This window comes from Paenibacillus sp. PvP094 (assembly GCF_040546835.1).
GTDB classification, from domain to species: Bacteria; Bacillota; Bacilli; order Paenibacillales; family Paenibacillaceae; genus Paenibacillus; species Paenibacillus illinoisensis.
Window position 1 is genome coordinate 2,678,531 of sequence record NZ_JBEPOM010000001.1, and the last position, 17,224, is coordinate 2,695,754.

Annotated in this window: 10 protein-coding genes; all 10 read left to right on the forward strand. The window is 47.6% G+C overall.

What is annotated here, in order from left to right; genetic code table 11:
• Positions 1-42 precede the first annotated feature (42 nt).
• The 10 genes from ABIC22_RS12320 to ABIC22_RS30140 all read left to right on the forward strand — a co-directional run bounded on the left by ABIC22_RS12320 (position 43) and on the right by ABIC22_RS30140 (position 17,222).
• Positions 43-2,634: a hypothetical protein gene (locus tag ABIC22_RS12320; protein WP_354481099.1), complete on the forward strand. Its 2,592-nt coding sequence runs from the start codon at positions 43-45 to the stop codon at positions 2,632-2,634.
• A 138-nt stretch (positions 2,635-2,772) separates the two neighbouring features.
• Positions 2,773-3,330: a hypothetical protein gene (locus ABIC22_RS12325; protein ID WP_354481101.1), complete on the forward strand. Its 558-nt coding sequence runs from the start codon at positions 2,773-2,775 to the stop codon at positions 3,328-3,330.
• A gap of 138 nt (positions 3,331-3,468) precedes the next feature.
• Positions 3,469-3,744, forward strand: coding sequence for an alpha/beta-type small acid-soluble spore protein (locus ABIC22_RS12330; protein WP_354481103.1), 276 nt, complete (start codon positions 3,469-3,471; stop codon positions 3,742-3,744).
• A 255-nt stretch (positions 3,745-3,999) separates the two neighbouring features.
• Positions 4,000-5,202, forward strand: a complete 1,203-nt coding sequence (gene metK, locus ABIC22_RS12335; RefSeq protein WP_175396646.1) for a methionine adenosyltransferase — start codon at positions 4,000-4,002, stop codon at positions 5,200-5,202.
• 213 nt (positions 5,203-5,415) lie between these two features.
• Positions 5,416-9,144 (forward strand): SwmB domain-containing protein, encoded by a 3,729-nt coding sequence (locus ABIC22_RS12340; RefSeq protein ID WP_354481106.1) that lies wholly within the window; start codon positions 5,416-5,418, stop codon positions 9,142-9,144.
• A gap of 324 nt (positions 9,145-9,468) precedes the next feature.
• Positions 9,469-12,192 (forward strand): stalk domain-containing protein, encoded by a 2,724-nt coding sequence (locus tag ABIC22_RS12345; protein WP_354485949.1) that lies wholly within the window; start codon positions 9,469-9,471, stop codon positions 12,190-12,192.
• A 47-nt stretch (positions 12,193-12,239) separates the two neighbouring features.
• Positions 12,240-13,400, forward strand: a complete 1,161-nt coding sequence (locus ABIC22_RS12350; protein WP_095291353.1) for a sensor histidine kinase — start codon at positions 12,240-12,242, stop codon at positions 13,398-13,400.
• Between the two features lie 4 nt (positions 13,401-13,404).
• A complete protein-coding gene (locus ABIC22_RS12355) occupies positions 13,405-14,127 on the forward strand; it encodes a response regulator transcription factor (RefSeq protein ID WP_095291355.1) in 723 nt (240 codons plus the stop codon).
• A 332-nt stretch (positions 14,128-14,459) separates the two neighbouring features.
• A complete protein-coding gene (locus ABIC22_RS12360) occupies positions 14,460-14,840 on the forward strand; it encodes a hypothetical protein (protein ID WP_354481109.1) in 381 nt (126 codons plus the stop codon).
• Between the two features lie 468 nt (positions 14,841-15,308).
• Positions 15,309-17,222 carry a helicase-related protein gene (locus tag ABIC22_RS30140; protein WP_483312542.1) on the forward strand — a complete coding sequence of 638 codons (1,914 nt, stop codon included), beginning with the start codon at positions 15,309-15,311 and terminating at the stop codon, positions 17,220-17,222.
• The last annotated feature ends 2 nt before the right edge of the window (positions 17,223-17,224 follow it).

Consider the following 17,224-nt stretch of genomic DNA (forward strand, 5'->3'; position numbering starts at 1 on the left):
TTATACTATAAGTGCAACAAGCAACTTATGGGAGGTTTGGAAGTGAATCAAAGAAAATTGTTTGTAAGTTTGCTCGCGAGCACCTTGTTGATTAGCTCAACCGCTGGGATTGCAATGGCAGCGAGCACAACCAATAAAACGTCAGCCAACAGTTCAAACAGCACTTCAACGAAGAAAGCGACAACAACAACGAACAAGGTTGTACATACATTAAGTAACTTATCCCCTGTTAAAGTAACATCACGCAGCACCGTAAAACTAACAGATGTAAATATCCTGTCTCAAGATGATGGCAACGTGGTTACGTATACATTAACTTACAAAAACAATGATAGCTCGCCACTCATGATGATCGATTATTGGAGCAAAGTGAAAACAAAAGGCGGAACGCTCTTCTCACCTAAACTGATTGCGAAGGATCAGGAGAAGAAAACAGTTGCCCCAGGATCCACCGTAGATCTAACGTACGTTATGAAAGTTGGACGTGAAGTAAAGCTAAGCGATCTGAACTTTCTCATCGTTAAATGGGATTTCAATCAAGCGAATTATGAACGAACGCTGGGTAAGTTCAATGTGCCCGCTTCCTATAGCATTACGACACCCGTTGGGAAAACGAAAACCGTTCGACTTAGTGACTCAGCTGTTAAGGTGAAAGTCGCCGGTATTAAGGTATTCCCAGGGGAAGATAAGAATCAGTATGTGAAAATTGGTGTGAATTTAAACAATATTAGTTATAAATTGCTTGAAAACCCGAACATCAAATGGATTTTGCGTACACCAAGTGGAACAAATTATCCGCTTACTCCAGATAAGGATAGTACAAGCGTGAGCATTCAGGCTCAGGCGAATAAAGCCCTCAGCTTAATGGCATCACTACCAACTTCGGTTAAATTGCAGAAATCCGAACTTCTTCTTGTTGAAGAACAGGGCGAGGAGAAATCAGTTTTACCTGTAGCTGCATTACAACTGCCAGAAGCCAGTAAAACGAACGTAGAGGTGGCTGCGAATCAGCCGAATATCATATCGGTTGAAGGTCAACGGTTGTCCACACTTCTAGAGTCGGCCAAGGTCCGAGTAGATGATGGAGCATACGATCTCAACATGCAGCTGGTGCTTAAGAATGAAGGTAAGAAAGCGATCAAAGTACCAACATATACATTTGAGGTCCGTACCACAGATGGAACGGTGTATCCAATAGAAACAAAAGCATTGGATGCTCTGAAGCTGAATCCTGGAGATATTAAAACGATCAAGCTTAATACGAGTCTTCAAGGAGACGGAGATACGAGCAAAATCAAGCTGTACGCGATGAGTCCGATTGATAAAAGCGAAAATACCGAATCAGCCACTCCGTCTAACAGTTTTGAATTTTCCTACCCTGTTGGCGTTTATGCCATCCCACAAGCTGTTTCGAGTGGTGATGGATTAAATACAGAAAGTGTGATTAAAAACAATAAAGGAACCTTTGGTGTTTCTTTAGGTTCTTTACAACGGCTGCCTTGGTTGGACAGTGACATTGTTGCAGCAAAAGTTACCATCCGTAATGCAGGCACCAAAACAGTACAGCTACCTGAGCTGGAAGCTATGTTTACCATTGATTCCGCTCAAGTTGATGGAGATAAGAAGCTAATCTATACACAGAGCGGCAAATTGTTGGGAGCGGGTATGACGACAGAAGCCTATCTGCTAACCAAGATTCCTTCTGAGCTTCGTATGAGCCGACTGGAAGTAAGTTTAATTGAGAAAGTTAGTGAAGAAGAAACAAATGAATGGATTACGTTGAATACATCAGGGCTGATTCAGCCGATTTCTTATGTTGGCTCAGGTAAGACATACACATCCGGTACAGCGGATAAAGAGACGGAGATGGGTGTACGAAGAACCATTCGTTATCCGGGCACTTCATCAGATATTGTGTATACCGAATTCGAGATGACGAATAAATCGCTCCGTCAGAGCGGTCTTGGCAAGCTAGTTGGATACTTCAAAACTTCGGACGGGCAATATTACCGAGCAACCGCAAAACAATCTGAACGATTACCTGGACCGGGGCAAAAGTCGATTGTTACGTTCTGGGCTAAGGTTCCGAAATCAGGCACATTCTCGGATATGCGTCTGATTGTAGGAGAGGGCATTGCGGATAGCAAGTTTGTTACAGGTGAAGGAGAGGCAACTGCCTACGTGAATGCACTGGCCTTTGAGGTGCCGCCAACGTCCATTAATGTATTGGGCACATTAACGAATATTGATCTCTATCCATATACCTTCACTGCGAACAGTGTGCGTGCATATCTGGCAGGCAGTTCGTCAGTTCAGGTAGAGATGAATTACAGCTTGTCGCGTAACGAGGAGATTGAAATGGGTGAGAATGAACACAAACTCATTTTTACTTTGACCGATCAGGCAGGTAAAACATTTGAGAAAGAACTGGCCATAGGGACAGATCTGAAAACTGGTACCAACCAAGCAATAAGTTGGAGTATTGAAGACAGCTTCTTCGAGAAAATGCGCGGTGGTTCCTATCGCTTGAACGTGTATGACCAGTTCCAGGGACAGCGTATTCGGCTGGCCGAGCAAGGATACGGATACGATATGTCCAAATTTCCAAAAGAAGAACCTGAAGATTTTAGATAAGTACCTAACCTTCTAATCTCGTATAATTAGATAAGCAAAACCTCGCTTCGTATCATTGGAGCGAGGTTTTGCTTGTCGCACTGGGTATTTTTCTCTATAGTAAATAATAGATAGATTACCAGAGGAGGAAGCAAAGCAATGAAACCTTATATGAAAGTATCCCTGGCTGCGCTGGCTATCGGTGTTGGCGTCTGGGTTGGGTCTGTATACAGCAACACAGCTATCGGTGCAGGAACAAGTCAACCAGGGACAGCGGATGATCCGGTTGTGACGAAGAGTTATGTAGATCAACAAATTCAAAAGGCCTTAAATGGAGGAACTAATGCCGACTCGGGAAGCTCCGCAGGCAATAATAGTGGATCTACAGGTACAGGCAACACAGGTGGTGACACCTCGCTTCCACCGGTGGTATCTGGAGCATCCGATGCCGTAGAGATCGTTACCGTGAAGCCGGGTCAACAGCTGATCGGTGCTTCTGGCGCGGAGTTCATCGTACGCAGCGGCAAGGCTGTGATCGTCAGTGAAGGTACGAACGGTGTTGCTGATCTGACGGACGGGGTTGACCTGACGAATGGACAGGCAGCGCCGACCAATCACCTGCTCTCTTTTCCAAGGGATGGACGGGGTATAGCGGTATTGGATGGTAACAAGTACAGTCTGACGGTCATGGTTCGCGGCGGATATTCTTTGAAATAGGTTAAGCAATTATTCGCATTTTTATTCATCTCATATGTGTAGATTAACCAGTTCTAACAAACATTTATAAGGCTAGCCATCAGGGTTCCTGCTCACTCTATAATTGTACAAAACCAATTAAACGGAGGTGCAGGAATCATGGCTAGAAGTAACCGCAGAGTGGTACCGGAAAGTCGTCAGATGCTGGATCAGATGAAATATGAGATTGCTGCCGAGTTTGGTCTGAATGTAGGGTATGGTCAAAATGCCCTTGCTGGTGCAGATACCGAGTTTGGTTCTGAGCTGGGAGCTGTGAGTGATCATTCCTATGGGCAGTACAAAGGCTGGGGTCATCTGACTTCCCGTGAGAATGGATCGGTTGGTGGCGAGATTACGAAAAGACTGATTGGTCAGGCAGAAAAGCAGTTATTATAAGGTTTTTCCTTATCCCACATGGTTTGACACGGCTTGACAAATGCGATAAGATGGCATTTGAGGTATGCAACCTTTTCCAGGAGGAAAAGGTTGATTTTTTGTTAAGGCAATTACCTGAAAAATCCTTATCTTCGTAACTGCGGACCCTGCGTCCTTATTCCGCCCGGAAAGCTTTCGAGGGTACAGTGAACGAATCACCGTAAATGTTTTGTTCGGGCAATCGCCATACTACTAGTTATGGGAGGTTGAAACTTCATGTCTGTTAAAGGCCGACATCTATTCACATCGGAGTCTGTAACCGAAGGACATCCGGATAAGATTTGCGACCAGATCTCGGACGCCGTATTAGACGCGTTTCTGGCGAATGATCCAAACGCTCGCGTAGCGTGCGAAGTTTCCGTGGCTACAGGCCTAGTGCTTGTCATCGGTGAAATCAGTTCAGCTTCTGAATACGTAGACATTCCGGCCATTGTACGTAACACGGTTAAGGAAATCGGGTACACACGTGCCAAATATGGTTTTGACTACAATACTTGTGCCGTTCTGACTTCTCTGAACGAGCAGTCTGCGGATATCGCGCAAGGCGTTAACGCAGCACTGGAGAACCGTGATCCGGCTCAAGTCGCTCGCGAAACAGAAAACATCGGTGCGGGTGACCAAGGTCTGATGTTCGGGTTTGCAACGAATGAAACACCAGAACTCATGCCATTGCCAATCGCATTGTCCCACCGTATTGCACGCCGCCTCGCTGAGGTACGTAAAAACGGTACACTGGATTACCTCCGTCCGGACGGTAAAACTCAAGTAACGATCGAATACGACGGTGACAAAGTAGTTCGTGTCGATACAATTGTAGTATCCACTCAGCACGCTGAAGAGACTACCCTTGAGCAGATTCAAAAAGATATTAAAGAACAAGTTATCCTGCCTGTCGTTCCGGCTGAATTGCTGGATGAGCAGACTAAATATTTCATCAACCCAACAGGACGTTTCGTTATTGGCGGACCTCAAGGAGATGCAGGCCTGACTGGACGTAAAATCATCGTAGATACCTACGGCGGTTATGCACGTCACGGTGGTGGCGCGTTCTCCGGTAAAGATCCGACAAAAGTAGACCGTTCCGCTGCCTATGCGGCTCGCTACGTAGCGAAAAACCTCGTTGCTGCAGGTCTTGCTGACAAAGTGGAAATCCAGCTCGCTTATGCGATTGGTGTAGCCAATCCGGTATCGATCAACGTGGATACATACGGAACTGGCAAAGTCAGCGAAGAGAAGCTGGTTGAGTTGGTACGTAACAACTTCGATCTGCGTCCAGCTGGCATCATCCGTATGCTGGATCTGCGTCGCCCAATTTACAAACAAACGGCTGCTTACGGTCACTTCGGCCGTACAGATCTGGATGTACCTTGGGAGCAAGTGGACAAAGCAGATGCTTTGAAAGCTCAAGCGGGTCTGTAAGTTAAATTGTGATAGATCAAAGCCTTTGGTTCCGATCAGGAATCAGGGGCTTTTTTGCGTACATAAGTAGTTGGCTAAGTAGGAGGTTTTATAAACGAAATAAGATTCCTTTTATTCCCTTTTGACTAAATAAAATGTCTGTTCTAACCGACATACATAATGAGGTCTGTTCATTAGACAGGAGAAGAAGTATAAGATGAGGGGGACGAATCGGTGCGTTTGAAACGAATAGCCAAAATGAGTACAATCGGGCTTTTAATCGTACTATTAACTGCCCAAGGTTGGCTAACAAGTCTGCTTGGAGTGGAAAACACGGCTTATGCAGCAGATGACTTAACTACGTTAGGGGTCACGGCAACGTTACCTGTAACAGGAGAGAAAAACGTAAATGGAGTAACCCCATTGGAGATCGAATTTGGCCAACCTGTTCGAAAAGCAGCGGGGACTGCCAGTGGATACATATCAATAAAACGTGTGTCAGATGATTCGGAGGTTATTCCACCGATCTTAGTGGACCCAACGGAATCAAGTAATATTAGCATTACGCCAGATGACGCCAGTGTTCCGGATGTAGGGAGAAAAGTGACGATTAATCATGCACCTCTGCCAGGAGGGACATATTATGTTCAAATCGATAAAAATTCATTTGTATACGCGGATGAGAATAATACTGCTTTCAACGGACTGAGCAAAGAATGGACGTTCCATACACAAGGTGTAGGCACAGCATCATTGGTAGAGAAGATTCCTGCGAATGCAGCAATGCAGGTATCGCCTTCATCTAATATAACGATGACATTTGATAAAAAGGTTTTTGCAGGTGCTGGGAAACTGCAGATTTTTCAAGGGACTACATTATATGAGGAAATACCTGTGAATGCAGGTTCTCCACGCGTTAATGGTCTGGGGACGAATTCCATTGTGATTGATCCGGAGAAAAACTGGAATAGTAGCAGCACATATTATGTTGTTATGCCAGAAGGTCTTTTAAGAGATGAACTGGGGAACGACATCAGAGGAATAACGGGAACCGAGTGGGGTTTTGGCGTAATCTCTGATCCTACTGCTCTCACCGTATCATCTGTTTCCCCAACAAACGGTACGACGAATGCACCTTTGACGGGAGAACTAACGGTTACATTTAATAAAGAGCTTGATACCAATTATCCAGGCAATGCAACGTTGAGAAAGGCCAATGGTGGAACCGTAGCTGTAACAACAACCATTAGCACTTCAAACAATAGACAGCTGCGAATTGTTCCGCAGAGTACACTGGAAAGCAATACGAATTATTATGTGGATATTCCTGCAAATGTGTTCAGGGACAAGGCTGGTAACCTCTTTACAGGATTGACAGGTACCAGTTCATGGGGCTTTAAGACGCTTAGCAGAGATACTACAGCCCCGGTTCTCAAAACAGTTAAGATGTATAGTAACAATACGATTCGACTTACTTACGATGAAAGTTTGTTTAGCGCGAATCCAGCTTATAGCAGCTTCACGGTAACAGTAAATGGGGAAGCGCGTAATGTCAGCACTGCATATGTATCAGGAGATAGCGTATATGTCGTACTCGATACAGGTGTTGCTGTAGGGCAGGTTGTCCGGATCGGGTATACGCCTGGACTGCGTCCTATACAGGATACTTCCCTGAACCCGGCTGCTTCGTTTGCAGCACGAGATGTGGAAAATACACTGGACTCCGTTATGTCCAAACCACGGGAAGGTACTGTATATTACAGTACAATTAATCTCTACTACCCGGAAACAGTATATATTAACTCCAGTGATGCAGCATCACAATTCAGTGTGACTGCAAACCAGTCTTCGGTAGGAATTAACAGCATATCATTAACCAATAGTTCAATGGTTACATTGAATCTGAGCCGTTCCATTACCGATGGGGAAGTGGTTCGTGTCTCGTATGCACCAGGCTCTTCTCCTGTAAAAGACAGTCGGGGACAAGCTCTTGCGGGATTCAGCGGCTTCTATGTTCGGAATAGCATCGATACCAAGGCGCCTGAATTTCAGAGTGCCGAAATAAGTGGCTCCAAGCTATGGATCCGTTATAACGAGCCACTTAGAACAACTAACAAACCGTTAAAAAGCCAGTATTCTGTCCTTGTAGATGGTAAGCCTTTATTTGTAAACGACACGGATATTGAAGATGAAACCGTCACGCTGACTTTGGCTTCAGCCGTAGGCACGAACCAGAATGTAACACTTTCTTATGTACCGGGTGCATTGCGTCTGACGGACCTAAACGGTAATCCTGCTGGTTATATCAACTTAACACCTGTAAGCTACACAGCGGGTAATGGTATGGTGAAATCAGCTATATTGCAAGGAGATACCGTGACTGTTACTTTTAGGGAATCTCTACAGTCACAGACACTGCTTACCCCATCTCAATTCGGTGTACAGTTGGGAGGCTCACAGGTAAGTGTGGTTTCTGCAGCATCAACTGGTGCAACACTAACTCTGAAGTTGTCCAGCTCGGGCACCAACGGACAAACAGGAACGGTAAGTTATGCACCGGGGATCATCCCGCTGCGCACGCTTGATAACGTCATTGTTGAGGCATTTGGACCTTTATCGATTAGCCAAACTCAAAGCACAGGTTCAACTACCAATACTGGAAGTTTAAGTGGAAATCTGCCATCATGGCTAACCGTATCGGACACATCGGCTTTTAACCAGTCCATGTATGTCATGAGCACGGATGCAGCGGCAACAACTTCCGCCCAGTCGCGCAATAGTCGCTCTACCCGTCAGTTTAATGTGGATGCTAGCAAGCTAAACCAGGCATTTCAATATGCAAGCCTAAGCAACAATTCAAGTCGAATGGTCGTATTTGAAGTTCCTTCAACAGAAGCATCAGCTTATGTAGGATTCCCAATAGACACGCTAAAAGAAATCGCTTCACGTGAACGTTTTTCATTTATTGGGGTGAAATATGGAGATCGTCTGTGGTCAGTGCCTTTGTCAGATTTGAATCCTTCCAGTATTGCACAAAGCGTGAATGCAGGTTCGGGCTCTTCATACTTTTATATTCAACTCGAATCGGTTCCTGTAACGGTCTCCGGTACAATGGACGGTATGCTTGCATCCGCCGGAGCACAAAGAGTATCTGACATTACGGATGTTTATCTATCAGCATATAATGGCTATAGTGGCCAGCGTGCAGAACAACTGGTGAAGAGTTCAATTGCACTCAGATTGCCTTCAACGACAACAGGACCGGTTACGGGTCTGGTCTACATTGATCAAGGTACTTCAGCTCTGGCTAATATTCCTCATCATTTCTCCAATGCAACTGGAGCGGTTATTATAACAGGACAGCTGAAAGGCAATCAGGCTATTGTGGCTGCATCCCATCCCGTTACATATCGGGATACTGCCTCACACTGGGCTAAGGACGTCATTGGTGAGTTGTCTGCAAAATGGATTATCAATGGACAAAATGGAACCTTGTATGTTCCTGATCAGCAAATATCACGAGCAGAATTTGCTACTTTAGTGGCAAAAGGGTTGGGATTACCAGGCGACTATGCTAGTGCTCAACAATTCAAAGATGTTCGTTATGGTGATATATCAGGTGCATATATTGGTGCAGCGGCTAAAGCGGGTATCGTCACTGGTAATACGGATGGTACTTTCAAACCGGATAGCCTCGTGACTCGTGAGCAGATGGCCATCATGATGGTTCGGGCTTTGGATTATGCAGGTCAGCCAACCGTTCTGAATACTTCGGCAGCTTCAACACTGTCCAAGTTTAAGGATAGTAACAAAATTCAATCCAAGGATTCTGTTGCCAAGGCTGTACAGGAAGGCATTATTCAGGGGATGACATCGAAGACGTTTGTACCACAAGGTAATGCAACACGTGCACAAGCGGCAGTAATGTTGAAACGTGTCCTGAACAAATTGGGTTATCTGTAGTCCGAGTCGGATTAAACTGTTCTATCTAGTTAATGTGGAGAGTGACAGTTTATCAGATTGATTTTCTCTTTTTTGGCAAGTTAGTAGCAGTATAAACAATAATCTATTATTTAACATGTGACTTCAAGTGTGGCCATTCCATGCCATGCTTGGGGTCTTTTTTTGTGCGGAATACCCTCAAAGTTGGCTGCGGGCGTAACTTTTTCCACGAAAAGCAGTCTATTAATAGTAGAGTATACTAGGGATCCGGCTGTTCTCTGCCATCTGGCGGCAGGACACGTGATGTCTAAGATTGATATACAAGATGGGAGAGACGTTTCAAACATGCTGGGGAAACACGGGAAACCGCTGGAAGACGTGAAGGGCAGCAAGGCGAAGAAATGGGCAATTGTGACACTGGCAGGTGTGATCTGGATTGCACCGGTTTTGGGAGCAGGGCAGCAGGTCTGGTCGGGAACGACGTGGCAGTCGGTAGCTGCTGCGGCATCTACAAGTACAAGCAAGTTAAGTGAGGAAATTCTGACTTCCGGCGCGAAGCTCATGAAATACAAATATACAACCACAAGATCCGGCTCGAAAGTGAATGTGCTGGCAGACGTAATTCAGGTAGATCTGCAAAACCCTTATGTGAAACTCGATGTGATGACAGGTAAGGGCGGCAACTTGAACAGTAAACAAAGCACAGGCGGCATGGCCAAGGAAAACGGTGCAGTTGCTGCCGTGAACGGTGATTATTTTAACGTATCCGGGGAGCTTGCTCCAATTGGTGGACAGGTCTCAGACGGTGTTCTGATCTCCACACCTTCGGAACTGACAGGTATGTATGCTCTCACCGTGACCAAGGATGGCAAACCGATGATCGACGAATACTCTTTCGACGGTACGGTGAAGGCCGATGACGGTTCTACGTTTGCTCTACGCGGAATTAACAAGGAAGACTATACGGTAGAGTCAGGCTCGGTCAAATACAGTCACGCCAACTCGATGTATATTTATACATCAGCCTGGACATCAACCAAACGTCCGAACGACCCTTCTACCACCCCGACAGAGGTGCTGGTGCAGAACGGCGTCATTACGCAAATTTCCGACAAAAAAGCATTGGACATGACGGTACCTGAAGACGGGTACATTTTGCGTGCACACGGAACGGCAGCTACCTGGATCATGACTCACCTCTCCGTGGGACAGACGCTTAGTGCGGACTACAAGCTCGTAGCCAAAACAACGGGACAATCGGTTGATCCGAGTAATCTCGAGATGATGATTGGTGGTCATACCATCCTTGTCAATGGAGGCAAAGCAGCTACGTTCTCCCGTGATATCGCATCTTCCGGTATTGGCGGAGTTCGGGCGAGAACAGCAGTAGGGTACTCCCAGGATGGTCGATATGTATATATTATTGCGGCAGAGAAAAACAGTAGCAGCAGCGGCATGTCGCTGACTGAATTACAATCCTTCATGACCAGTATCGGCGTATGGAAAGGCATGAACCTGGACGGCGGCGGCTCCACCACCATGGTGACACGTCCGCTCGGGGAAGAAAATGCTAGTCTGACCTTCAATACAGAATATGGCACAGAGCAGCGTCAGGTCGTAAACACGCTCGGCGTATTCTCTACCGCTCCGGAAGGCAAGCTGAAAGGCTTCGCTGTAAGTGGCAGCCAAACGCTGCTGGTAGGACAAGAAGGCAAGTATTCAGCCAAAGGGTATGACACGTATTACAATCCGATTGCGACCGGAGACATCAAGCTGACCTGGAAATCAAGCAACAATGGTATCGTCAGCGTAAGTAATGGTGTGATCAAGGGTGTTAAACCAGGGACGGCTACGCTCACAGCAACAAGCAACGGAGCATCTTCTACCATTAAAGTAACGGTGCTCGGTGGGAGCGAGCTATCCTCTCTGACTGCGGGTTCTGGTCTTGGCTCGCTGAAAGCGGGAACGACCATGTCCATCCCTGTGACTGCGAAGACGAAAGACGGACAAAGTGTAACCGTTCCGGCTGATTCGCTGACATGGGAATTTATCGGTTTCAAAGGTAAAGTGGCTGGCGATCAATTAACGGTATCTTCTGTAAATTCAGGAGCACAGGTTGGATACGCAATCGGTCGTTATGACGGCTACAGTACGGTCGTTGTTCTAACGGCTGCTGACAGCGAAACCACCTGGGAGAACTTCGAGAATGTAAGTTATCCTATCAACTTTACAACGAATGCCACTGGCGTAACTGGTTCAGCAGCCGTAACGGCGGGTACAGGTGAAAAGGCTGGCTCCAAAGTGCTTCAGCTGAGCTACGACATGACTGCAGGTACAGGGAAAATGTATGCTTATGCCCAATTGAACGGGACAACAGGCAGAGAAGTATCTTCAGCCGCAACGTCCATGTCGATGGATGTAATGGGTGACAAGAGCCTAAACTGGCTCCGTGCAGAGTTTACGGATGCCAATGGGAAAACCGTATATGCCGATCTTGCGAAGGCCATTGACTGGAGTGGTTGGAAAAAAGTGAACGTGGACCTGAGCGGTCTGAACATTGCATATCCAGCCAAGCTGAAACGTGTCTATGTAGTCAATGTAGAAGAGGGCCAGGATGAGCGCGCCATGACAGGTACCGTAGCATTTGATAACATTGCCTTCACCATGCCATCGAAATCCAGTGAAGTAGGACTGCCTACAGGAACAGCTTCCCTTGTACTTGGACAGAAGTCGATGACCGTGAACGGAACGAAAAAGGCAATTGATGCAGCACCCGTACTGAAAAACGGTACAACATATGTCCCAATCAAGCATGTACTGGATGCCTTTGGCGGACAGGCAAGCTGGGATAGCAAAAATCAGCGGATCACCGTTATTCGCGGCGGGAAACTGATTGATCTCGTTGTGGGACAGAAAGAATTCATCTTGAATGGAAAAAGACAGAGCGCAACAGTAGCCCCATATGTATCCGGAGGTAGGACTTTAGTCCCTCTTCGACTCGTTTCCGAGCAGCTTGGATTGACTGTAAAATGGGAACAGAAAACGAAGACCGTTACCATCTCATCGTGATATGGTATGATATATACCGGAAACGATAGAAATGGAGTCGAACTAACGTGGATTTACAAGCCGATGCCATAGACCGCGTCATTAAAAACGCCATACAAGTCATGGAAAACAGCAAATATCAAATGTTCGAAATCATGGACTCAACCCGTGAGGAGCTAAAAACTCTAAATGAGGAGTTGAAGTCGGTTCTGAAGGAGACGGCGGAAACGATCGAGAAAGTAGATCAATTGGAGCTCAACTACCGCCGCTCCCGGATCCGTCTGACTGAGGTTAGCCGTGACTTCGTCCGTTATTCCGAGCATGATATCAAGCAGGCGTATGAGAAAGCGACGCAGTTGCAGCTGGACCTGATGATTTATCGTGAGAAGGAAATGTATCTGAAGGCCCGTCGGGATGACCTGCAGAAGCGTGCCAAAAATGTGGAGGCTTCTGTGGAGCGTGCCGAAACGATTGGTTCGCAGATGGGGGTCGTACTGGAGTACTTGTCGGGGGAGCTGGGTCAAGTGACCCGGATCATTGAGTCCGCCAAGAATCGACAAATGATTGGTTTGAAAATAATTTTGGCCCAGGAAGAAGAGCGGAAGCGCATTGCACGTGAGATTCATGACGGGCCTGCGCAGATGCTCGCCAATCTAGTACTTAGGACGGAAATTGTAGAAAGAATGCTCATTAAGCAGGATTTTAAGATGGTCCAGGCCGAAATAATAGATTTGAAAGGCCAGGTTCGTTCCAGTCTTGAAGAAATGAGAAAAGTAATATTCAATTTGCGTCCTATGGCACTGGATGACTTGGGATTGATTCCAACGCTTCGGAAATACGTGCAGGATTTTGAAGTAAAAACAAAAATTCGCTCGATTTTTGAAACAAGAGGCAAGGAACACCGCTTGTCTTCTGCAATGGAGGCTGCAATCTACCGTCTCGTGCAGGAGGGTCTGTCCAATGCTGCAAAGCATGCTTATCCCACTCATGTTGTAGTGGAAATTACATACCAGGCTCAGCTCGTTAAAATTGTCGTTCAGGACAATGGGCTTGGCTTCAAACCGGAGCTTCTTGCGAAGAAAAGCAAGGATCACAACCATTTCGGTCTGATTGGGATGAGAGAACGAGTTGAACTGCTGGAAGGCAGAATAGAGATTGAATCCGCAGAAAATCAAGGAACCAAAATCGTGATTCATATCCCGACAAACGTGGATAAGGGAAAGGAGTAGCAGGATGGAAAACCGTGATACTGGTAATACATCAATTAAAGTTCTTTTGGCTGACGATCATCAGCTGTTCCGTGAAGGGCTAAAACGCATTTTGAACATGGAGGACGATATTGAGGTCATCGGCGAATGTGGCGATGGGATTCAGGTGCTTGAATTCTGCAACCAGGAGAAGCCGGATATCGTTCTTATGGATATCAACATGCCTGTGGAGAACGGGGTTGAAGCGACGGAGAAACTGCGTGAGCTGTTCCCGGATGTTAAAGTCATTATTCTATCCATTCATGATGATGAAAGTTATGTATTTGAGACTTTGCGTAAAGGTGCCAACGGATACTTGCTGAAGGATATGGAAGCTGAATCCCTAATCAATGCGATTCGTTCCGTTCATGAGGGGCATGCGTTCATTCACCCTAAAGTAACAGGCAAACTGATCATGCAGCTGCGTCGTATGACGTATCTTAATGAAACAGGTGCGATGAGCGAAGGTGCTTCAAAAGAAGCTGGGGTTAAATTTGTCGCTGGCGATAACAACCCGCTCACTCGTCGTGAAGCAGAAGTGCTTCGTCTGATGGCTGAAGGTAAGAGTAACAAAATGATTGGTGAATTCCTGTTCATCAGTGAGAAAACGGTGAAAAACCATGTCAGCAGCATTCTGCAGAAGATGGAAGTGGATGACCGTACACAAGCCGTTATCAACTCGATCAAGTATGGTTGGGTTACGCTCTAATACAAGTATAAGATTTCCTGTTAATAAAATAAGAATGGTACCATAGATCTCTGTTCACTCGCACCCTTCCCGATTGCCCGGATTGGTCTGCGGGTTAATGGACTTTATCACTGCATAGGAACAGAGTGTGAAACCGCGTGGAACAAATGTTCAAGCTGGGTATGAAGAGTGGATGAATGACCTGGCCTGTCGTTTCCTTGGCGGATGGCATCCAAAAGAAATATGGCGCTTGCAATGTGCAGGTGTAACCCTTTCGGGAGTACGGCATATACTGTCGTATACAGGGATGTTCGCCATGGGTGAGCATGACCTTCCGAGGAGGTGCAGTTGCCATGGTTGCTCATTTGACTATGATTCTGCTCATATACTTCCTGGCGGCAGTGGCCGTTCATGCCATGCACCAGCGTCATCTTTCTCGTCCGGAACCCGAGGGTTACGAGCAGATTCTGCTCATTCCTTCCAATCAGGAACAGCGGATCGAAGGCGTTGTAAGAGCACTTTGCCGGGAGCTGTTTTACCGTGGAAAGAGCTTCACATTGACAGTTGTTGCTGATCGTATGGAATCGGAGACGGTTCGGATTATTGAAAAGCTGATGCGCAAGCAGGGGTTGGAGCCTTCCTACCTGGCAACTGTACCACCCGATATGGAACGTCCAAAACCAAATGGAGATCGTACGTTTCGACTTATTGATCTGCGTGAGCCTGAGCATTAATTTTTATTTAAAGCCTGAATCGAATTGGTTTCCATAGATCCACATGAAGATTACAGCATAGCTGTAATCTTTTTTTTTTCATTGTAGTCAAGTCTGCTGTTAAATTAAAAATGGGTTTTTATGCAATCTATGGTTATTGTTTGGATGTTGAGCTGCTGAGTTTGATGTAAGAAGCAATTTGAAACCGTACATCTTAACTTAAAAGTATAGACGGTACCGATTGGAAAAAGTTTCGCACTTTATGAGATTGATTTGGGGTATTCGTTAAATTGGTAAAATGGGCCTAAAACATGAATTTTAGATTCCTAATGCTTGTCCTGCACGGGAGCAATTGATATAGTAAAAAGACAATAAGATAAGACATTGGATGAAATCAGGACATGAAGCACATGCTCCGGCAGAAAGCCGGGTAAGCGTGTGCTTTTTTTTTTGCGTTCAAATGGAAGTTCAGTTTGAGGAGGGGATGGGATGAGAGTTGCGCTCTATGTGTGCCGAGTCAGGGATAGGTGGAACATGCTATTGTCCTTGGATCTGCGGGTGGATGTCACTTGGTGGTTGGAAGGTGTGAGTGGTCAGCAGGTGCTTAGCTGGTTGTTGTTGGATGAAGCGTTGCCGCTAAGTCAGGCGTCATGGCTGGTTGAACATTTTGAGCCGGAGCGCGGAATGGATCAGTGGAATGAGAGACATTGGCTGGCATATACGCGCCGTAAAGTGGACGAGTATGAGAAGTTATCAGGGGAACACGCAGCCAGAAAAGAAGGTGCAGGCTTGGCGGGAGAAGCGGGGATGACTACCGCTGAACGTAGGGTTGGGAGAAGTGGGATGGCTGATACCTCAAGTGGAGCTGGGGTGCGCGGGATGCCTGCTGCTTATCCCGCCGAAAGGTGGGCTCAGCTGGAGCAGGGCGCAGCTCTGCTGGCTGAGCGGCTTCGCGGCCGCCAATTGCTGGCGGCCGAGGTAGAGGCGCTGCTGGCGGACACCGTCCCGCAGCTGGCCTCCTGGCGCGCGGCTGCGCAGCTCGCGCGCTTGCACGGGCGGCTGAACATCACAGCCGCCCTGGAACTGCCCACGCGCCGCGGGCCCGCGTGGCTCAGCGCGCAAGGCGCACCCCGCTGCCGCCGATGCGGCAGCGTTGCCAGGCAGCGCGTGCCCTGCGCTGCCTGCGGCCAGGCGGCGTGCGCCTACTGCGAGGCATGCCTCGCATTGGGGCGCAGCCGTGCCTGTGCGCTGCTGCTGCGCAGCACAGCGCCTGCGGCCGTGCGGGGCACGGCCGCTCTTACCACCGGCGGTGGGCTCGCCCGGTGGGGGCTTAGCGCAGCGCAGAGCGCGGCAGCTTCTGCGGCGCTGGCGTATTTGGCCCGGTCCACCTCCGCAGAGGATGGGCCGGGGCGGTTCTTGCTGTGGGCCGTGACCGGGGCCGGCAAGACCGAGATGATCTTCCCGCTGCTCCAGCATACGCTAGACCGCGGAGGGAGAGCGCTTGTAGCAACGCCGCGTAGAGATGTGGTGTTGGAGCTGGCGCCGCGTTTGGCCAAAGCCTTTCCAGACGTTACGCTGGCCACCTTATACGGGGGCAGTACCGAGCGCTGGAAAGACGCACAGCTCACCCTCGCGACCACGCATCAGTTGATGCGTTTTTACCAAGGATTCGACCTGGTCATCATTGATGAGCTTGACGCCTTTCCCTATCACAATGATCCCATGCTCGCTCATGCCGCGTCAGCTTCCTGCAAACCGGATGGCAATTTCATATATCTATCAGCTACCCCGCCAGCACGTTTACAAAAAGAAGTATCACAGAGGAAACTTGCTCATGCGAGGGTGCCGGTACGCTTTCACCGCTATCCCTTACCTGTGCCGCAGTTGATCAAGATACCGACTGTTGCTGAATGTATTAAAAAACGGAGCCTTCCCGCTGCCCTGAAGAATAGCATCCAAACCTCCTTGCAGCGTGATGCCCAGGTGTTTGTATTCGTAACGCGCATTGCCCAGATTGAGGCCTTTGTTAACCTGATGCGGCGCATATTCCCCCAGATCCATATCCAAGGGACATCATCCCAAGATACGGACCGGGCAAGTAAAGTCATGGCATTCCGCGAACGAGACATCCGTCTGTTGGTGACAACCACCATTCTGGAGCGGGGAGTGACCATACCGCGTAGCGATGTCTTTATTTTGGATGCAGATAATGGGCTCTTTGACGAAGCTTCACTGGTACAGATGGCGGGCAGAGCAGGTCGTTCCATGGATGACCCGGCAGGCAGAGTCGTCTTCGCATCCTCTAGGCGCACCCGTTCCCAGGTTAAGGCGGTGGCACAGATTCGGAAAATGAACACTATCGCCCATCGCATGGGTTACCTGCACCAGCAGACCAAACGATAAAT

Bases quoted from the DNA above. Each gene is read 5' to 3' on its own strand.
- ABIC22_RS12360 (WP_354481109.1), top strand. From the start codon at position 14,460: ATGGTTGCTCATTTGACTATGATTCTGCTCATATACTTCCTGGCGGCA.
- metK (WP_175396646.1), top strand. From the start codon at position 4,000: ATGTCTGTTAAAGGCCGACATCTATTCACATCGGAGTCTGTAACCGAA.
- ABIC22_RS30140 (WP_483312542.1), top strand. From the start codon at position 15,309: ATGAGAGTTGCGCTCTATGTGTGCCGAGTCAGGGATAGGTGGAACATG.
- ABIC22_RS12355 (WP_095291355.1), top strand. From the start codon at position 13,405: ATGGAAAACCGTGATACTGGTAATACATCAATTAAAGTTCTTTTGGCT.
- ABIC22_RS12330 (WP_354481103.1), top strand. From the start codon at position 3,469: ATGGCTAGAAGTAACCGCAGAGTGGTACCGGAAAGTCGTCAGATGCTG.
- ABIC22_RS12325 (WP_354481101.1), top strand. From the start codon at position 2,773: ATGAAACCTTATATGAAAGTATCCCTGGCTGCGCTGGCTATCGGTGTT.
- ABIC22_RS12345 (WP_354485949.1), top strand. From the start codon at position 9,469: ATGCTGGGGAAACACGGGAAACCGCTGGAAGACGTGAAGGGCAGCAAG.